Origin of the sequence: Bradyrhizobium diazoefficiens (assembly GCF_016616235.1) — a bacterium.
In the GTDB taxonomy this organism is placed as follows: Bacteria; Pseudomonadota; Alphaproteobacteria; order Rhizobiales; family Xanthobacteraceae; genus Bradyrhizobium; species Bradyrhizobium diazoefficiens_H.
In genome coordinates this window covers 4,676,859-4,694,220 of the sequence record NZ_CP067100.1, presented here as the reverse complement: position 1 = coordinate 4,694,220, position 17,362 = coordinate 4,676,859, and the positions used below count along the sequence as shown (strand labels likewise).

The 17,362-nt window shown below is 64.6% G+C and carries 16 protein-coding genes; 10 read left to right on the top strand and 6 right to left on the bottom strand.

From position 1 onward, the window contains the following. Nucleotides 1-209: 209 nt before the first annotated feature. Nucleotides 210-749 carry a hypothetical protein gene (locus JJB99_RS22440; protein ID WP_200494485.1) on the top strand — a complete coding sequence of 180 codons (540 nt, stop codon included), beginning with the start codon at nucleotides 210-212 and terminating at the stop codon, nucleotides 747-749. A 26-nt stretch (nucleotides 750-775) separates the two neighbouring features. Here the strand turns inward: JJB99_RS22440 and JJB99_RS22435 are convergent, their stop codons facing one another. Both JJB99_RS22435 and JJB99_RS22430 read right to left on the bottom strand, forming a co-directional pair. Continuing rightward, entirely contained in the window at nucleotides 776-2,251 is a 1,476-nt protein-coding gene (locus JJB99_RS22435) for an FAD-binding oxidoreductase (protein ID WP_200494484.1), read from the bottom strand. A gap of 188 nt (nucleotides 2,252-2,439) precedes the next feature. Further along, entirely contained in the window at nucleotides 2,440-3,945 is a 1,506-nt protein-coding gene (locus JJB99_RS22430) for a carbohydrate porin (RefSeq protein WP_246774944.1), read from the bottom strand. Between the two features lie 157 nt (nucleotides 3,946-4,102). On the opposite strand from JJB99_RS22430, the gene JJB99_RS22425 reads away from it, so the two are divergent. Continuing rightward, nucleotides 4,103-4,291, top strand: coding sequence for a carbohydrate porin (locus JJB99_RS22425; protein WP_246774943.1), 189 nt, complete (start codon nucleotides 4,103-4,105; stop codon nucleotides 4,289-4,291). 16 nt (nucleotides 4,292-4,307) lie between these two features. On the opposite strand, the gene JJB99_RS22420 is transcribed toward JJB99_RS22425, so the two are convergent. From JJB99_RS22420 to JJB99_RS22410, 3 genes are all read right to left on the bottom strand, one after another. Beyond that, the gene (locus JJB99_RS22420; protein ID WP_200494483.1) at nucleotides 4,308-5,606 is read right to left on the bottom strand and encodes an MFS transporter; all 1,299 of its coding nucleotides are present in this window, start codon (nucleotides 5,604-5,606) and stop codon (nucleotides 4,308-4,310) included. Between the two features lie 126 nt (nucleotides 5,607-5,732). Next, a complete protein-coding gene (locus tag JJB99_RS22415) occupies nucleotides 5,733-6,929 on the bottom strand; it encodes an acetyl-CoA C-acyltransferase (protein WP_200494482.1) in 1,197 nt (398 codons plus the stop codon). A 266-nt stretch (nucleotides 6,930-7,195) separates the two neighbouring features. Continuing rightward, the gene (locus JJB99_RS22410; protein ID WP_200494481.1) at nucleotides 7,196-7,966 is read right to left on the bottom strand and encodes an enoyl-CoA hydratase; all 771 of its coding nucleotides are present in this window, start codon (nucleotides 7,964-7,966) and stop codon (nucleotides 7,196-7,198) included. Nucleotides 7,967-8,112: 146 nt separating this feature from the next. Here JJB99_RS22410 and JJB99_RS22405 point away from each other — a divergent pair, with 146 nt between their 5' ends. Together JJB99_RS22405 and JJB99_RS22400 are read left to right on the top strand one after the other, a co-directional pair. Next, complete coding sequence (locus JJB99_RS22405) at nucleotides 8,113-8,640, top strand: PaaI family thioesterase (protein ID WP_200494480.1); 528 nt, start codon at nucleotides 8,113-8,115, stop codon at nucleotides 8,638-8,640. Nucleotides 8,641-8,710: 70 nt separating this feature from the next. Beyond that, entirely contained in the window at nucleotides 8,711-9,328 is a 618-nt protein-coding gene (locus JJB99_RS22400) for a TetR/AcrR family transcriptional regulator (RefSeq protein ID WP_200494479.1), read from the top strand. 107 nt (nucleotides 9,329-9,435) lie between these two features. Here JJB99_RS22400 and JJB99_RS22395 read toward each other — a convergent pair whose 3' ends face one another. Further along, entirely contained in the window at nucleotides 9,436-10,344 is a 909-nt protein-coding gene (locus JJB99_RS22395) for a LysR family transcriptional regulator (RefSeq protein ID WP_200494478.1), read from the bottom strand. A 98-nt stretch (nucleotides 10,345-10,442) separates the two neighbouring features. Between JJB99_RS22395 and JJB99_RS22390 the strand changes: the two genes are divergently transcribed. From JJB99_RS22390 to JJB99_RS22365, 6 genes are read left to right on the top strand one after another with little or no spacing between them, the layout of a single operon-like run. Then, nucleotides 10,443-11,939, top strand: a complete 1,497-nt coding sequence (locus JJB99_RS22390; RefSeq protein ID WP_200494477.1) for a CoA-acylating methylmalonate-semialdehyde dehydrogenase — start codon at nucleotides 10,443-10,445, stop codon at nucleotides 11,937-11,939. A gap of 21 nt (nucleotides 11,940-11,960) precedes the next feature. Next, entirely contained in the window at nucleotides 11,961-13,106 is a 1,146-nt protein-coding gene (locus tag JJB99_RS22385; RefSeq protein WP_200494476.1) for an isobutyryl-CoA dehydrogenase, read from the top strand. After that, nucleotides 13,103-14,170 carry an enoyl-CoA hydratase/isomerase family protein gene (locus JJB99_RS22380; RefSeq protein ID WP_200494475.1) on the top strand — a complete coding sequence of 356 codons (1,068 nt, stop codon included), beginning with the start codon at nucleotides 13,103-13,105 and terminating at the stop codon, nucleotides 14,168-14,170. Before JJB99_RS22385 ends, JJB99_RS22380 begins: the two co-directional genes overlap by 4 nt. Nucleotides 14,171-14,196: 26 nt before the next feature. Continuing rightward, the gene (mmsB, locus tag JJB99_RS22375) at nucleotides 14,197-15,087 is read left to right on the top strand and encodes a 3-hydroxyisobutyrate dehydrogenase (RefSeq protein ID WP_200494474.1); all 891 of its coding nucleotides are present in this window, start codon (nucleotides 14,197-14,199) and stop codon (nucleotides 15,085-15,087) included. Next, nucleotides 15,087-16,805, top strand: a complete 1,719-nt coding sequence (locus tag JJB99_RS22370) for an AMP-binding protein (RefSeq protein WP_200494473.1) — start codon at nucleotides 15,087-15,089, stop codon at nucleotides 16,803-16,805. Before mmsB ends, JJB99_RS22370 begins: the two co-directional genes overlap by 1 nt. Next, the gene (locus JJB99_RS22365) at nucleotides 16,806-17,282 is read left to right on the top strand and encodes a MaoC family dehydratase (protein WP_200494472.1); all 477 of its coding nucleotides are present in this window, start codon (nucleotides 16,806-16,808) and stop codon (nucleotides 17,280-17,282) included. It begins immediately after the preceding gene. Nucleotides 17,283-17,362 lie beyond the last annotated feature (80 nt).

The following is a 17,362-nucleotide window of genomic DNA, read 5'->3' as shown; positions in this document are numbered from 1 at the left end:
CCAGCTGTCGTATGCCAGAAGGCGTTAGAAGCGCAGAAGGCAGACGTTCGTACTCTGCGAGTTAATCATTTCGATCGCAACGTGCAGCATATAATGGTGGAAGAGAACGGCCCACAAATGCAGCCATTTTCGGCCGTGCTTTGGGCCCATTTCAGCCAAACTGCTATTGGTTTCTCATTGCCGGGGCAGGACCAATTTGGAGTCCTGCAATGTTCAAGCAAGTATTTTCTGCGTGTCTCTTCGTTATGGTTAGCTCGATCGCTTCGGAAGCACGACCCTACCGGATTGAACGAGCTCCGGAATGCAACGTGACCATGCCCTGCGATTTCTCGTATTCGCAAACGCGCCGCGAGCGAGTGTCCAGCAGGTACCCGTTACAAGCCTACCGTTCAAAGCTGCTCACAGTGACTGACGCTGGGCGTGGCGCAGCGGCGGTGGAGATCTCTGGCAGCCGCATCGTCGGCGGTCGACCGGCCGGTTGTCCTTCGTCGTTCTGCGGCTGCGGCGCGGCCCTGCGCGTGTTCGGTCGGATCGTGCCGGAGTTGAATCTCGCGTCCAACTGGCTGCGCTTCCCGCGGACGTCGCCGGCGCCAGGAATGGTTGCAGCACGACGCGGCCACGTCTTCGTCCTGGAGCAACACCTCGGGGGAGACATCTGGATGGCGTATGACGCCAACTCAGGCGGTCACGCCACGCGCATCCACGCACGTTCGCTGCGGGGCTATACAATCGTCAATCCGCGCGTCTGAGAAAACGGCAGGGTGCGCGGCCTCCCTCACAGCCGCAGCACCTTGCCGGGGTTCATGATGTTCTGCGGATCGAGCGCACGCTTGATGGTGCGCATGATGTCGAGCTCGGTCTTCGAGCGGTAGTGGCTGAGCTCGTCGAGCTTGTCGATGCCGATGCCGTGCTCCGCGGAGATCGAGCCGCCCATGGAGGTGATGAGATCGTTCACGGCTCGCGTGATGGCGGCGGTGTATTGGTTCAGCGCCTGCTGATCCATCTCCTTCGGCCCCATGAACGAGAAATGCAGGTTGCCGTCGCCGATATGTCCCAAAGGGTAGGGGCGAATGCTCGGGAGGATGTCGAGCACGGCCTCGAGCCCTTTGTCGATGAAATCAGGAATTTTGGAGATCGCCACGGAAACGTCGTAGCTGATCCCCGGGCCCTCGGCCCGCGAGGCCTCGGCGACGCCCTCGCGGATGCGCCACATGTTGCGCGATTGACCGACGGTCTGCGCGATCGCCGCGTCGCGCACGCGGCCGGCCTCGAGCTGGTCGGCAAGGAACTGCTCCATCTTCTCCGACATGCCGTCAGTGCCGTCCTGGCGTGCCCGCGCCGACGACCATTCGAGCAGCAGGTACCATGGCGTGTCCGCTCTTAGGGGATCCTGGGTGCCAGGAATATGGCGCAGCACCATGTCGATGGCGGCACGGCTCATCAGCTCGCAGGAGCCGACATTGTCCTCGGAGGCCGCATGCGCGTCGGACAGTATCTCCAGCGCCGCGCGCGGATCGCGAACGGCCAGCCACGCCGTGCAGACGTCCTTGGGCGCCGGCCACAGCTTGAGCACGGCTTTGGTGATGATGCCGAGCGTGCCTTCGGCGCCCATGAAGAGCTGCTTGAGGTCGTAGCCAGTGTTGTCCTTCTTCAGCGCACGCAACCCGTTCCAGATATCGCCATTGGCCAGCACCACTTCGAGCCCCAGCACGAGGTTGCGGGCATTGCCATAGCGCAGCACCTGCACGCCGCCCGCGTTGGTCGAGAGGTTGCCGCCGATCATGCAGGAGCCCTGGGCGCCGAGGCTGAGCGGCAGGAACCGGTCGTGCGCGGTTGCTGTCTCCTGAAGCGTCTGCAAGACGCAGCCAGCCTCGACCGTCATCGCGTAGCCGACGGGATCGATCTCCAGCACGCGGTTCATGCGGCCGAGCGACAGAACGATGCCGGTATGCGCAGGCCAGGGCGTCGCCCCGCCCATCAGGCCAGTGTTGCCGCCCTGCGGCACGATCGCGATGCCGTGCTCATGGCAAAGCCGGACCACCTTCGACACTTCCTCGGTGCTCGCAGGACGAACAACGGCGCCCGCACCCCCAACCAGCAATCCCCGCCAATCCGTCACGAACGGCTGCTTGCCATGCTCGTCCTCGATCAGGCCTTTCTCGCCCACGATCGCGCGCAACTGGTCGCGCAGCTCGGTGGTGAAGGGGGTGGTCGGAATGGCGGGCACGGACGACGGGAAGGCAGCCGGCATTTGTTTTCCTCTGGCGCATCTTGCTGTGCACTGCGCGCGCGAAGCGCTTGGGCCGCATTGTCCACGTTTGGGCCGCGAAGTCTAACGGCAATATCGGCACGCCGGGACGATGCCCTTCTGATGGAAGCGCCGGGGTCCTGTCGGCGGTTGCGATTGTATTGAACGAGGCCAAGTCGCCGCGACACGTCCTAGAACTTCAGCGTCGTTCGCAAACCGAGGACCGCTGCGTTCTTGAGCGCTTTGCCCGGCGCCGGTCCCAACGGGTCCGTCGCTCCGCCGCCGGGATGGATGATGTATTGGAAATTAGGCTGAAAGGTCCAGCCATCTCGTACCTGATACTGATAGACGGCTGTCAAAAGTGCTTCGAAGCTGCGCGTCGGCCAGGGTGATCCGACCATCGCCCGGTAGTCGGCGTCGAGCGCCTGGGCCCGCTTCGAGACGTGCGCGTAACCTGCCGCAATGCCGAACTTGTCGTCGGGCCGCTTGTCGCTCAGTCCGACGAATTCAAATCCGGCGTCCGCATAGAGATCGATCAGGTTGCGGTCGGCCGGCGCACCCGAAACGCGGGCGAACACGCCGATCCCACGATCGTCGCTCTTCGGCACGCGGTAGAGCTGCTGCTCGAAGACGGCCCATCCTCCGATGTCGCCCGCCAACATGAGGGGGGTACCGCTGCTGGCTGCAGCAGCGAGCGACACGCCATTGCTGGCAAGCTGCAGATCGGAAAATGATCCGAAGTGACGCCACCCACCGAACTTGATCTGGCCGGCCAGATTGGGGTCGCCCTTCCTGTTGTTCCAGGCATACTGGATTTGGCCGAGGAGAAGGGGAGGATCGTTGACGCGGAAATTGACGCCGTATCTGTCGCGCTCTTGCGGATCGCCTGGCCCGGGCCCTGCCTGGTTGCCATCAAACACGCCGCCGAGAACAGATAGCTGATCGGTCATGTTGACCAGCAGGCGGGTGCCCATTGCCGCCAATGGCGGTGAGGGGCCGCCGCTTGGCAAGTCGAGCGATGTGATCGCCGGCCAGCCCATCGAAGCGTTGGTGAAGACGTCGGTGTATTTCGTATTGAAGAACTCGCTGTCCGCGGCGAGCTGACCGAATTTGAGCGACACCTTCTTGTCGCCCCACTGCTTTTCAAAATAAGCTTCGTACAGGCGCGTGGACGGCAGCGCTTCAATGCCGCTGACAACGAAAAAATTGTCGAGGTAGTTGCGCGACAGGCCTTGGCCGTGAATCTGGAACATGTTGGCATGAAAGGTCAGCTTGTCGATGCCGGCAAGCTTCTGCAGATCGACGTCGACCGCCAAATTTAGCCGGCCTTCGTAGATGGCACCTTGCTTGAGGCCGCCCGAGACATTCCCGAGCGTCTCGCCGATGTAAGTCGCGGCAAACTTCACTCCGTATTTTTGAAGGGGGTTCGGCAAGAGCCCCAGCGTCTTTTCTTCAACCGTGCTTTCGCCGGTATCGGGATCGGCGGGCTTGTCCTCGTCCGTCTTTTTGTCCTCCTGTGCGCCAGCATGTGAGCCTGCAAGCAGGCTCGCAAGAGCCGCGGCCTGGATCAGGCACTTAGCTGACTTGGTCAATTCGAAGCGCAAGAAGATGCAGACCCGTAAGATGGCGAGATTGGGCTCGGACCGGGCAACCACCCAAGCGACGTCCCGGGACTGCGAGCAGAATGCAGAATCCATACTATGCACCTGACGGGCTCCCGGCGCATCTAACATTTGTTGATGTTCCGACGAGACGCGGGCCGGGAGGCGGTGGCCGCGACTGCGTCGGCGCGCTGGGCAGGCTGCAGGGCGCCTCGACGTCGACACCCAGATCTTTAACGGCATCCAGAGTCCGGTGCGCAGCAGCGAGGCCATGCTTGAAATCATCTACGAAGCCCACATCAAGCCGGGCTGGCTGATCGCGCCTTATTTTCAGTATGTGGTCCGTCCGTCCGGCGGCATCCCAAATGCGAACGACCCGACCGGGACGTCACGGATCGGCGACGCCGCGGTGTTCGGGGTGACCACCACGCTCAAATACTAGATCCGAGCAGCCCGCCTCAGCTGCTCGCGGCGAGTGCCACCGCAGGTTTCGGCTGCCGCGACAGCGTCAGCACGATCAGCGAGGCGAACACGCAGAGCGCGCCGGCGATGAAGAACGCGGGCAAATAGCTCTGATAGACCGTGCGCGAAAAACCGGCGCCGAACGCGGCGGTGCCGGCGCCGAGCTGGTGGCCGGCGAAGATCCACCCGAACACCAGGTTGGCGCGCTCGGGCCCGAATTTCTGTGCGGTGAGGCGCACCGTCGGCGGCACCGTGGCGATCCAGTCGAGCCCGTAGAACATCGCGAAGACGGAGAGGCCGTAGAACGAGAAATCGCTGAACGGCAGGAAGATCAGCGAGAGTCCGCGCAGGCCGTAGTACCAGAACAAGAGATAGCGGTTGTCATAGCGGTCCGACAGCCAGCCCGACATGATGGTGCCGAAGAAGTCGAAGATGCCCATCGCGGCGAGCAGGCTTGCGGCCTGCACCTGCGGGATGCCGAAATCGAGGCACATCGGAATCAGGTGCACCTGGACGAGGCCGTTGGTCGAAGCGCCGCAAACAAAGAAGGTGGCAAACAGGATCCAGAACGCACTCGATTTCGAGGCATCGCGCAGCGTGCCGAGCGCAACGCCGGTGATCGAGCCATGGCTGAGCGGCGGAGCCGGCAGCGGCGCGGTGCCTTCGTCGCCGAATGGGCGCAGGCCGACATCGCTCGGCCGGTCGCGCATCGCGAGCAGCACGGCGAGGGCGGACACGCTGAGCGCGATGCAGACGAAGCCGAGCGCGAGCCGCCAGCCGTAACGCTCAGTCAGGCTCGCCAGCAGCGGCAGGAACACGAGCTGGCCGGTGGCGACGCTCGCGGTCATGATGCCGACCACGAGGCCGCGCCGCGCCGCGAACCAGCGCGTCGCGATGGTGGCGCCCAGCACCAGCGCGGTCATGCCGGTGCCGATGCCGATCACGACGCCCCACAGCGCAATCAGCTGCCAGACCTCGGTCATGCCGAGCGAGAGCACAAGTGCCGAGACCACGATGAGCTGGGCTGCCAGCGTGACGTTGCGCAGGCCGTAGCGATTGAGCAGGGCAGCCGCGAACGGCGCCATCAGTCCGAACAGGATGAAGCGGATCGACAGTGCGGAGGAGATCTCCGCGGTGCTCCAGCCAAATTCCTTCTGCAGGGGAACGATAAACACACCGGGCGCACCGACCGTGCCGGCGCTGATCAGCGCGGTCAGGAAGGTCACGCCGACCATCACCCAGCCGTAATGGATGTTGCGGCGGCCGAGTGCCGCCGCGAGCCAGTTCGAGATCATTGGGCCTCAATCTTGGTTGGCAGGCTTTGGGAGACCTGCGTCATCGTTGCAGTCTGGCACGGAATAAGGAAGTCTGAAATGACAGACTTCCCTTAATTCAGGACATTTGGTTCAAGCCATCGCCTGTTAGTGCGTCAGCCGTTCCACCGCGATCGCGGTGGCTTCGCCGCCGCCGATGCAGAGCGCGGCGACCCCGCGCTTGAGGTTGTTGGCCTCCAGCGCATGCAGCAGCGTCACGATCAGCCGCGCGCCGGTGGCGCCGATGGGATGGCCGAGCGCGCAAGCGCCGCCGTTGATGTTCAGCTTGTCGCGGGGGATGCCGAGATCGCGCTGCGCCGCCATTGCGACGACCGCAAACGCCTCGTTGATTTCGAACAGGTCGACGTCACCCGCGCTCCAACCGACCTTGTCGAGCAGCTTGCGGATCGCCGGGATCGGCGCGGTGGTGAACCATTGCGGCTCCTGGCTGTGGGTGGCGTGGCGCTTGATCTCGGCGATTGCCGGCAGACCACTGCGGTCCGCGAGCGAACGCTTGGTCAGCACCAGCGCGGCGGCGCCATCGGCATTGGCGGAGGAGGCTGCTGGCGTGATGGTGCCGTTGGCACGGAACGCCGGCTTCAGACCTGGAATCTTGGCTGGGTCGACCTTCAGCGGGTGCTCGTCATTAGCGATGATGCGCGGGCCGGCCTTCTCGGTCAGTGTGATCGGCGCGATTTCGGCCTTGAACGCACCGCCATCGACCGCCTTGCGGGCGCGGCTCAGCGTTTCCATCGCATAGGCGTCCTGGTCCTTGCGCGTGAACTGATAGGCTTCGGCGGTGGCTTCGCCGAAATCGCCCATGGAACGGCCGGTCTCGTAAGCGTCTTCGAGGCCGTCCATCATCATGTGATCGATGATGCGGTCATGGCCGGCGCGATAGCCGCCGCGCGCTTTTTGTAGCAGATAGGGTGCATTGCTCATGCTCTCCATGCCGCCGGAGACGACGATCTCGGCCGAGCCCGCGCGGATGATGTCGTGCGCCAGCATGGTCGCCTTCATGCCGGAGCCGCAGACCTTATTGACGGTGGTGGCGCCGGTGGCATCGGGCAGTCCGGCCGCGCGCGCGGCCTGCCGTGCCGGCGCCTGGCCTTGTCCTGCCGGCAGCACACAGCCCATGAAGACCTCGTCAACTTTCTCGGGTGCGAGCTTCGCGCGTTCCAGTGCCGCGCCGATCACGTGCGAGCCGAGCTTGTGCGCAGCGAGCGGCGACAATTGGCCCATGAAGCGGCCGAGCGGGGTGCGGGCGGCGGAGACGATGACGACGGGATCGGCGGCTTCGGCCATGATGGAGCTCCCTGCGGTGGCTGTGAGATTATGATCATCATATGATGCGTCGCAAAAAATGCAACCGCGCCAAGCATGAGAAATTGTCGTGGTTCGGACGAGATTTGTTCGGTCGATCTCTCGCTGTCATCGCCCGCAAAAGCGGGCGATCCAGTATTCCAGAGACGGCGCGTCTAGAACCGAGGAGCCGCGGCCTACTGGGATGCCCCGGTCAAGCCGGGCCACGACACCTTTGCCGTGGGGGCCACTCACTACCGCGGGAAAGCCTACCGCTTCCGGTTCACAAACGCCTGCATCAGCCGCGTCGGCTCGTCGGTCAGGAACGATTCGCCGAATACCTTCACGCTGAGATTCACCGACTCCGTCAGCGGCAATTCCTCCCATTGCCGCAGGAGCGCCTTCTGCGACCGCAGCGCTTCCGGGCCGCATTCGAGCAGCGCGTGCACGAGGTGCTCGACTTCGGCATCCAGCCCGCCCGCAGGCGCGACCTTGTCCACCAGGCCCCAGGCCAGCGCCGTCGATGCGCCGATGTTTTCCGCGGTCATCACCAGCCAGCGCGCGCGGGCCCAGCCGATCAGGCGGGGCAAGAGCGCGGCGTGGATCACCGAGGGGATGCCGACGCGCACTTCCGGCATGCCGAAATGCGCATCATGCGCCGCGATGCGGAAGTCGCAGGCGGCCGCGACCTCGAGCCCGCCGCCGAGGCACCAGCCGGGCATGCGCGCGATCACGGGGGCAGGGAATTGGCGCACCGCCTCGCAGAGATCGCGCAGGCGGCTGATGAAGGCTTCGGCCGATGTCTGGTCGAGTCTGGCCATCTCCTTGATATCAGCGCCGCCGATCATGCTCCTCTCGCTCTGGCCGCGCAGCACCAGGACGCGGATGCTGCGGTCGGTTGCGAGCTGCTCCAGGCCTTCGCGCACTGCGTTGGTCACGGGCGAGCCCAGAATATTCAGCGAGCCGGCGTTGCAGATCGCGACATGAACGACGCCGCGTCCATCGCGTGTCACGCCGCAGTGATTGTTGAGCATTTCCATCGGGCATCTCGAAGTTTCGTGGACAGGCGCGAGGTGCGCGTCGGCACCACTTCCGGGCCGAAACGTCCTTCTTGTCAAGCGCAGGGCAGAGTTGCCAGTGCGAAGTCCGTCGCATAGTATGACGTACATCATGCAAAGGGGTAGCCATGGCCGAAACTGACCAGCTCGAACTGTTTTCGCCCGCACAGCGGCGCGAGCGCGTAGTGGACTGGCAGGCGCCGGCCCCCGTTGCAAAAGTGGCGATGAGGCTGTCGGGCATGGATGCCATGCTCGGCATCCGCGATGGCCGGCTGCCGCCGCCGCCCTTCGCAAAGCTGATCGGCTTCGTTATGGCCGTGGTCGAGCCGGGCCGGATCATCATGGAACTGGAGCCGCGGGAAGACCTCGAAAACACCATCGGCCTGCTGCACGGCGCGACCGCGGCAGCGCTGATCGACACCGCCATGGGCTGCGCGATTTCGACGCGGCTGGAGGCCGGGCAGTCATCCGTAACGCTCGACCTGAAGCTGACGTTCCTGCGCCCGCTGTCAGTCCGGTCCGGGCTGATCTCGGCCGAAGGCAAGATCATCAAGCTGGGACGCCAGACGAGCTACGCCGAGGGCTTTGTGCGCGACGGCAGGGGCGCACTCGCGGTCCATGCAACTGCAACCTTCTCCATGATCGGCAATGTCTGAACACGAATTAATGCACCGCCTGGTCCATTTCTGTGTTATGAGATGATCTTCGACATTCAATGAGACCCGCATGCGCTACTCCCGGGAACACAAGCAGGAAACCCACGACCGCATCGTGAAGAAGGCCTCCGTGCGGCTGCGCGAAAAGGGCGCCCACGGCATTGGCGTTGCCGACCTCATGAAGGAGGCGGGCCTGACCCATGGCGGCTTCTACGCGCATTTCGACTCGCGTGAGGCGCTGGTGATCGAGGCCTTTGGCTACGCCATGGATCGCTCGATGGAGCACTGGCGCAAGCAGTCCGGTCAGGTCGCGCCGGAGAAGCAGCTCACGCAGATCGTCGAGACCTATCTCTCCGCATTGCACCGCGACAATCCCGGCCATGGCTGCTCGATCCCGGCGCTCGGCGCCGAGATTGCCCGCGAGAGTCCAAAGACGCGAAAGGCATTCGCGAGCAAGCTCGATGAGATGATCGAGATGATGACGGATTTCATCCCGAACCTGCCGCGGAAGGCCGCGCGCAAGCAGGCGATCGCGACGCTGGCCACGATGGCCGGCACCATGCTGCTGGCCCGCATCGCCGGCTCCAGCGAGCTGTCGGACGAGGTGCTGAAGGCCGGCAGGGACAACGCGCTCGAGGGCGCGCGGCGTGAGCCGAAGGTGACGGCGGCGAAGAAGGCGAAGCAGTAAGCCCAGGTGCTATAGGGTTGGCAAAGCGTAGCGTGCCCACCATCTGTCGCCGCCGGAGAAAGATCGTGGGCACGGCGCTTCGCGCCTTAGCCCACCCTACGGGACCTTTACCGTCCCGCAAACAACGTCCGCTCGCGCTCCACGATCTCGCTGATGTAGTCCGCCACCGCCCTGATCCGTGCGAGATCCTTGCTGTCGGCGTGCATCAGCATCCAGAACGTCCGCGTGATCGAAATCTCCTCCGGCAGCACCGCGACAAGCTGCGGATAATCGCTCGCCATGAAATGCGGCAGCACGGCAATGCCGAAGCCGGCGAGAGTGGCGTTGAGCTGCGCGATCAGATTGGCACTCCGCAAACGTGCGGAAATCCGTGGCGACACCTGCGGCAGATAGTCGAGCTCCGGCGTGAACAACAGCTCCTCGATGTAGCCGACGAAGCGGTGCTGCGGCAGCACCTCGCGTGATGCGATGGCGGGAAAGCGGTCGAGATAGGCAGGGGCGGCATACAGCCCGAGGCGGTAGTCCAGCAGCTTGCGGCCGACGATGCGGCCTTCCTTCGGCATGGTCAGGCTGATCGCGATATCCGCCTCGCGCTTGGATAGGCTGAACAGCCGCGCCGTGGCCACAAGTTGCAAATCGAGATCGGGATACCGGTCCGCGAATGGCACCAGCCGCGGCGCCAGGAACGCGGTGCCGAACCCGTCGGGCGCACCGATCCGCACCGTGCCGGTCAGCCGCGCCACCGAGCCGCCGACCTGCTCCTGGTTGGCGACGATGGTGGATTCCATGGCTTCGGCGCTGTCGGCGACCCGCTGTCCGGCCTCGGTGAGGAGATAACCGGTCTTGCGCCGGTCGAACAGCTTTGCCGAGAGGTGCTTCTCCAGCCGGTCGACGCGGCGGATCACGGTGGCGTGGTCGACGCCGAGCTGCTTTGCGGCAGCCGAGACCGAGCCGCCCCGCACGATGGCCAGCACGAAGCGGAAGTCGTCCCAGTCGATAGCGCCTTGATCCAGCATTTTCGCACATCTATGGTGCATTATCTCGGACTTGAATCCCAATAAATGCAGGTCGATAGGATTTGTCAAAGCGTTCAAGCCCTCAAGGAGATCATTCCATGCGTTCAGTCGGACATTTCATCGGTGGCAAGGAAGTGAAGGGCACGTCGGGCCGGACGGCAGACGTCTTCGAGCCGATGACCGGTGACGTCCAGGCGAAGGTGGCGCTGGCATCCAAGGCCGAGGTTCGCGCCGCGGTCGAGAACGCCCGCGCTGCGCAGCCGGAATGGGCTGCGACCAATCCGCAGCGCCGCGCCCGCGTGATGACGAAGTTCGTCGAGTTGGTGCAGCGCGACTACGACAAGCTTGCCGAGCTGCTCGCCCGCGAGCATGGCAAGACCGTTCCCGACGCCAAGGGCGATATCCAGCGCGGGCTCGAGGTCGCGGAATTCGCCTGTGGCATTCCTCATCTGATGAAGGGCGAATACACCGAAGGCGCCGGCCCTGGCATCGACATCTATTCGCTGCGCCAGCCGCTCGGCGTCGTCGCCGGCATCACGCCGTTCAATTTCCCGGCGATGATCCCGATGTGGAAGTTTGCCCCCGCCATCGCCTGCGGCAACGCCTTCATCCTCAAGCCGTCCGAGCGCGATCCCGGCGTGCCGATGAAGCTGGCCGAGCTGATGATCGAGGCGGGCCTGCCGGCCGGCATCCTCAACGTCGTCAACGGCGACAAGGAAGCGGTCGACGCCATCCTCGACGATCCCGACATCAAGGCCGTTGGCTTCGTCGGCTCCACGCCGATCGCGCAGTACATCTACGAGCGCGCAGCCCAGACCGGCAAGCGCTGCCAGTGTTTCGGCGGCGCCAAGAACCACGCCATCATCATGCCCGACGCTGACATGGACCAGGCGGTCGACGCGCTGATCGGCGCGGGCTACGGCTCGGCCGGCGAGCGCTGCATGGCCGTTTCGGTCGCCGTTCCCGTCGGCAAGACCACCGCGGATCGCCTGATGGACAAGCTGATCCCGCGCGTCGAGTCGCTCAAGATCGGCACCTCGATCGATCCGTCGGCCGATTACGGTCCGCTCGTCACGCGCGAGGCGGTCGAGAAGGTCAAGAGCTACATCGATATCGGCATCAAGGAAGGCGCGACGCTCGCCGTCGACGGCCGCGGCTTCAAGATGCAGGGCTACGAGAACGGCTTCTACCTCGGCGGCTCGCTGTTCGACAACGTCACGAAGGACATGCGGATCTACAAGGAAGAGATCTTTGGCCCGGTGCTCTCGGTCGTGCGTGCGCACGATTACAAGGAAGCGCTGGCGCTGCCGTCCGATCACGACTACGGCAACGGCGTTGCCATCTTCACCCGCGACGGCGATGCCGCCCGCGATTTCGCGGCCAAGGTGAACGTCGGCATGGTCGGCATCAACGTGCCGATCCCGGTGCCGATCGCCTATTACACCTTCGGCGGCTGGAAGAAGTCGGGCTTCGGCGATCTCAACCAGCACGGCCCGGACTCGATCCGCTTCTACACCAAGACCAAGACGGTCACCTCGCGCTGGCCGTCCGGCGTCAAGGAAGGCGCGGAGTTCTCGATCCCGACGATGAAGTAACTCAAACAGCGCGAGCTCGACATGCAGTTCGCCCTGAATGAGGATCAGATCGCGGTTCGCGACATGGCGCTGGCGTTTGCGGCGGAGAAGATCGCGCCGCACGCGCTGCGCTGGGACGAGGAGAAGCATTTCCCCGTTGACGTGATGCGCGAGGCAGCAGGCCTCGGCATGGGCGGCATCTACATCCGCGAGGATGTCGGCGGCTCCGCAATGTCGCGGTTCGATGCGGCGCTGATCTTCGAGGCGCTGGCGACGGGTTGCCCGACGACCTCGGCCTTCATCTCCATCCACAACATGGCGAGCTGGATGATCGATGCCTTCGGCAACGACACCCAGCGCCATACATGGCTGCCAAAACTCTGCAGCATGGAGCTGATCGCGAGCTACTGCCTGACCGAGCCGGGTGCCGGCTCCGATGCTGCGGCGCTGCGCACCCGCGCGGTGCGCGATGGCGACCATTACGTCCTCAACGGCCAGAAGCAATTCATCTCGGGTGCCGGCGGCACCGATCTGCTGGTCGCGATGGTCAGAACCGGCGGCGACGGTCCGGGTGGCATCTCGACCCTCGTCATCGACGGCAACACACCGGGCGTCTCCTTCGGCGCCAATGAGCGCAAGATGGGCTGGAACGCGCAGCCGACCCGCGCTGTCGTGTTCGAGAACGCCCGCGTGCCCGTCGCCAACCGGCTGAGCGAGGAGGGCGTCGGCTTCAAGATCGCGATGGCTGGCCTCGACGGCGGCCGCCTCAACATCACGGCCTGCTCGCTCGGCGGCGCGCAGACCGCGCTCGACAAAGCGCGCGCCTACATGAAGGAGCGCAAGGCGTTTGGAAAGCGTCTCGACGAATTCCAGGCGCTGCAATTCCGTCTCGCCGACATGGCGATCGAGCTGGAGGCCGCGCGCACCTTCCTGTGGCGCGCCGCTGCGGCGCTCGACCGCAAGGACACCGACGCCACCATGCTCTGTGCGATGGCCAAGCGCTTCGGCACCGATGTCGGCTTCGAGGTCGCCAACCACGCGCTCCAGCTGCACGGCGGCTACGGCTATCTCAGCGAATACGGCATCGAGAAGATCGTGCGCGATCTGCGCGTGCACCAGATCCTCGAAGGCACCAATGAAATCATGCGGCTCATCGTCGCGCGCAAGCTGATCGAGGGCGCGCGATGAGTTCGGTGGAAGAGGGCGATCTCGTCGCCCGTGTCGAGGGCACGGCCGGCATCATCCGGCTCAACCGTCCCAAGGCGATCAATGCCATCACGCTGGAGATGTTTCGCGATATCGACAAGGCGCTCGACCGTTTCGAGAGCGATCCGGCCGTTGCCGTGATCGTGCTGGAAGGTGCGGGCGAGCGCGGCCTGTGCGCCGGCGGTGACATCCGCGCGCTCTGGGAAAGCGCGAAGGTCAAGGGTGATCTCGGCAAGATCCTGTGGCGGGAGGAGTACATCCTCAACGCCCGGATCAAGAAGTTCCCGAAGCCGTATGTCGCCTTTATGGACGGCATCGTCATGGGCGGCGGCGTCGGGCTCTCCGCCCATGCGAGCCATCGCGTCGTCACCGATCGCACCAAGCTCGCGATGCCCGAGGTCGGGCTCGGCTTCTTCCCTGATGTCGGGGGCACGTGGCTGTTGTCGCGGTCGCCCGGCGAGATCGGGACCTATTTTGGTCTGACCGGCCAGACCATGAACGGCCCCGACGCGATCCACGCGAAATTCGCCGATGCCATGGTCCCGGCCGCAAAGTGGCCGGAGTTGCGCGAGGCGCTGACCAGGGTTCGTCAAGGCGTGAGCGCGGCCGAGGTCACCAAGGTCATCGACGGTTTTGCGACCGGCGAGGCCGCCGGGCCGGTCGCCGCAAAGGAGCCGATCATTGACGCGCTGTTCGGTTTCGATCGCATGGAAGACATTTTTGCGGCGCTCGAGCGCGACGGCTCGGAGTTCGCGCTGGCCACGCTGAAGACGCTGGGCGAGAAATCGCCGCGCGGCATGGCGGTGACGCTGAAGCTGCTGCGGCTGGCGCGCACCGCCTCAAATCTGGAGGAGTGCCTGGTGCGCGAATATCGCGCCGCGCTGGAGGTGTTCCGCAGCGACGACTTTCGCGAAGGCGTGCGCGCCGCCGTGATCGACAAGGACCGCAATCCGAGTTGGTCGCCGCCACGGATCGAGGATGTGACGCCAGAGATGCTGGCGCCGTATTTCGCCGAGATCGGCACTGACGAGCTGAAATTCAACTGACAATGCTATAAGCGGAGGAAACGACAATGGCCACGATCGCATTCATCGGTCTCGGCAACATGGGCGGGCCGATGGCCGCCAATCTGGTCAAGGCGGGCCATAAGGTCGTGGCCTTCGACCTCGTCGAGGCCTCCCGCAATCAGGCCAAGGCCGACGGCGCCGGCATCGCCGACAGCGCATCGGGCGCGGCGAAGGGTGCCGACGTCGTCGTCACCATGCTGCCGGCCGGCAAGCATGTGCTCGGCGTCTGGAACGAGGTCGTCCCTGTCATGACTAAGGGCGCGCTGATCATTGACTCCTCCACCATCGACGTCGAGAGCGCGCGGCAGGCGCATGCGTTGGCCGCCAAGCACGGTGTGCTCTCGGTCGATGCGCCGGTCTCGGGCGGCACCGGCGGCGCCAAGGGCGCGACGCTCACCTTCATGTGCGGCGGCGAGGAGGCCGCGTTTGCAGCGGCCAAGCCTGTGCTGGAGAACATGGGCAAGAAGATCGTGCATTGCGGCGGCGCCGGCGCCGGGCAGGCGGCGAAAATCTGCAACAACATGATCCTCGGCATTTCCATGATCGCGGTGAGCGAGGCCTTCGCGCTCGGCGAAAAACTCGGCCTCTCGCATCAGGCGCTGTTCGACGTGGCCTCGACCTCGTCGGGCCAGTGCTGGTCGCTGACGAGTTATTGCCCGGTTCCTGGCCCGGTGCCGACCTCGCCGGCCAACAACGATTACAAGCCGGGCTTCGCCTCGGCCCTGATGGTGAAGGATCTGACCCTGGCACAGGACGCCGCCAAGGCTGCGGGTGCGGCCACGCCGCTCGGCAAACATGCGCAGGAAATCTATCAGTCTTTCGACGCAGCCGGGCAGGGCGGGGTGGATTTTTCCGGAATTATCAAGCACGTTAGGAGCCTCGCCGGGAAAGCTTGATGACGACATTCCAGGAAGCGCGCGCGTTTCTGCTAGAGCACCGCACGGATTACGAGACGGCGGTCAAAGGCTTCCGCTGGCCCGATCCGGCTCCCTTCAACTGGGCGCTCGACTGGTTCGATGCCGAGCTGGCGGCGAATGCGGACAGCAAGGACCGTCCCGCGCTCTGGATCGTCGATGCCGCGCAGGACAAGCAGACAAAACTGTCCTTTGCGGCGCTCTCGCAGCGCTCCAACCAAGTCGCCAACTTCCTGCGCGCGCAGGGCCTGAGGCGCGGCGATCACCTCCTGCTGCTGCTCGGCAATGTGGTCCCGCTGTGGGAGACCATGCTGGCGGCGATGAAGCTCGGCGTCGTCGTGATTCCCGCGACCACGCTGCTCACTGCCGAGGAGCTGCGCGACCGGCTCGACCGCGGCAAGGCGAAGGCCGTGGTGGCTGCCGAGGACCAGGTCGCGAAGTTCGCAAGCCTCGGTGCCGAGAATGTCGTGCGCATCGTGGTCGGTGCGGCCTCGGATGGCTGGCTCGCCTATGACGAGGCGTCGAAAGCGCCGGAAAGTTTTGTGCCCGACGGCCCGACCAAAGCCGACGACCCGATGCTGCTCTATTTCACCTCGGGCACCACGGCAAAGCCGAAGCTGGTGCGGCACAGCCAACGTAGCTATCCCGTCGGCCATCTCTCGACCATGTACTGGATCGGGCTGAAGCCCGGCGACGTCCATCTCAACATCTCCTCGCCCGGCTGGGCCAAGCACGCCTGGAGCTGCTTCTTCGCGCCGTGGAACGCGGGCGCGACCGTGTTCGTGGTCAACCAGCCGCGCTTCGATGCAAAAGGCCTGCTCGCCACCATTGGCCGCTGCGGCGTCACCACGCTGTGCGCACCGCCGACGGTGTGGCGGCTGTTCATTCAGGAGAACCTGGCCTCGTTCAAGGTGGCCCTTCGCGAAGTCTGCGGCGCCGGCGAGCCGCTCAATCCTGAAGTGATCGAGCAGGTGCAGGCCGCCTGGGGTCTCACCATCCGTGACGGCTACGGCCAGACCGAAACCACCGCGCTCGCCGGCAACTCGCCGGGGCAAAACATCAAGGTCGGCTCGATGGGCCGGCCGCTGCCGGGCTATCGCGTGCAGGTCAGCGATGCCGACGGCCATCCGGCAAGGGAAGGCGAGGTGGCGCTGCTGCTCGGCGCAGATCGTCCCGCCGGCCTGATGCAGGGCTATCAAGGCGACGACGGCAAGCTTTCGGGCGCGGAAGGCGAGCTCTATCGCAGCGGCGACGTGGTATTCGCTGACGAGGACGGCTATCTCACTTTCGTCGGCCGCTCCGACGACGTGTTCAAATCCTCCGACTACCGCATCAGTCCGTTCGAGCTGGAGAGCGTGCTGCTGGAGCACGAGCTCGTCGCTGAAGCTGCCGTGGTGCCAAGCCCGGATCCGATCCGGCTCGCGATCCCCAAGGCCTTCGTGTTGCTGACATCGGGCGCGGAGCGGACGCCGGAGACCGCGCTCTCCATCTTCAGGCACCTGCACGCGCGCCTTGCGCCGTTCAAGCGCATCCGGCGGCTCGAAATCGTCACCGAGCTGCCGAAGACGATCTCTGGCAAAATCCGTCGCGTGCAGCTACGCAGGCTCGAACGCGACGATGATCGCGATGATCCGCTGCGCGGCCGGGAATTCCGCGAGGAGGATTTTCCGGAGCTGGCGAAGACACGGAGCGAGACCTAAGTGAACGAAGTCTGGAAGAAGCCGCCGATCACACTCGAGGCCTATCAGGCCATGGTCGGCAAGGAGGTCGGCGTGTCGTCGTGGCACCTCGTCGACCAACCGCGCATCGACAGCTATGCCGACGTCATCGAGGATCACCAGTTCATCCACGTCGATCCTGAGCGGGCGAAGGAGACGGCGTTCGGCACCACCATCGCGCACGGCTTCCTGACGATGTCGCTGCTGTCGATCATGTCCTACGAGGTGATGCCCGTCATCGCGGGCACCACGATGGGCGTCAATTACGGTTTCGACAAGCTGCGCTTCATCTCCCCGGTGCGCTCGGGCAAGCGCGTCCGCGGCCGTTTCGTGCTGGCGGAAGCCAAGCTGCGCAAGGCCGGCGAGTTGCAGTCCCGCACCAACGTCACCGTGGAAATCGAAGGCGAAGACAAGCCCGCGCTGGTCGCGGACTGGCTCGGGTTGATCTATTTCGCCTGATGCCGTCCGTCGTTGCCGGGCTTGACCCGACAACCCATCGCTGGTCAAAAGCCTGTCAATTTTGATGGATGGCCGGGGCA

Coding starts and splice junctions, on each gene's coding strand:
- JJB99_RS22440 (WP_200494485.1), top strand. CDS start 210: ATGTTCAAGCAAGTATTTTCTGCGTGTCTCTTCGTTATGGTTAGCTCG.
- JJB99_RS22435 (WP_200494484.1), bottom strand. CDS start 2,251: ATGCCGGCTGCCTTCCCGTCGTCCGTGCCCGCCATTCCGACCACCCCC.
- JJB99_RS22430 (WP_246774944.1), bottom strand. CDS start 3,945: ATGGATTCTGCATTCTGCTCGCAGTCCCGGGACGTCGCTTGGGTGGTT.
- JJB99_RS22420 (WP_200494483.1), bottom strand. CDS start 5,606: ATGATCTCGAACTGGCTCGCGGCGGCACTCGGCCGCCGCAACATCCAT.
- JJB99_RS22415 (WP_200494482.1), bottom strand. CDS start 6,929: ATGGCCGAAGCCGCCGATCCCGTCGTCATCGTCTCCGCCGCCCGCACC.
- JJB99_RS22410 (WP_200494481.1), bottom strand. CDS start 7,966: ATGGAAATGCTCAACAATCACTGCGGCGTGACACGCGATGGACGCGGC.
- JJB99_RS22405 (WP_200494480.1), top strand. CDS start 8,113: ATGGCCGAAACTGACCAGCTCGAACTGTTTTCGCCCGCACAGCGGCGC.
- JJB99_RS22400 (WP_200494479.1), top strand. CDS start 8,711: ATGCGCTACTCCCGGGAACACAAGCAGGAAACCCACGACCGCATCGTG.
- JJB99_RS22395 (WP_200494478.1), bottom strand. CDS start 10,344: ATGCTGGATCAAGGCGCTATCGACTGGGACGACTTCCGCTTCGTGCTG.
- JJB99_RS22390 (WP_200494477.1), top strand. CDS start 10,443: ATGCGTTCAGTCGGACATTTCATCGGTGGCAAGGAAGTGAAGGGCACG.
- JJB99_RS22385 (WP_200494476.1), top strand. CDS start 11,961: ATGCAGTTCGCCCTGAATGAGGATCAGATCGCGGTTCGCGACATGGCG.
- JJB99_RS22380 (WP_200494475.1), top strand. CDS start 13,103: ATGAGTTCGGTGGAAGAGGGCGATCTCGTCGCCCGTGTCGAGGGCACG.
- mmsB (WP_200494474.1), top strand. CDS start 14,197: ATGGCCACGATCGCATTCATCGGTCTCGGCAACATGGGCGGGCCGATG.
- JJB99_RS22370 (WP_200494473.1), top strand. CDS start 15,087: ATGACGACATTCCAGGAAGCGCGCGCGTTTCTGCTAGAGCACCGCACG.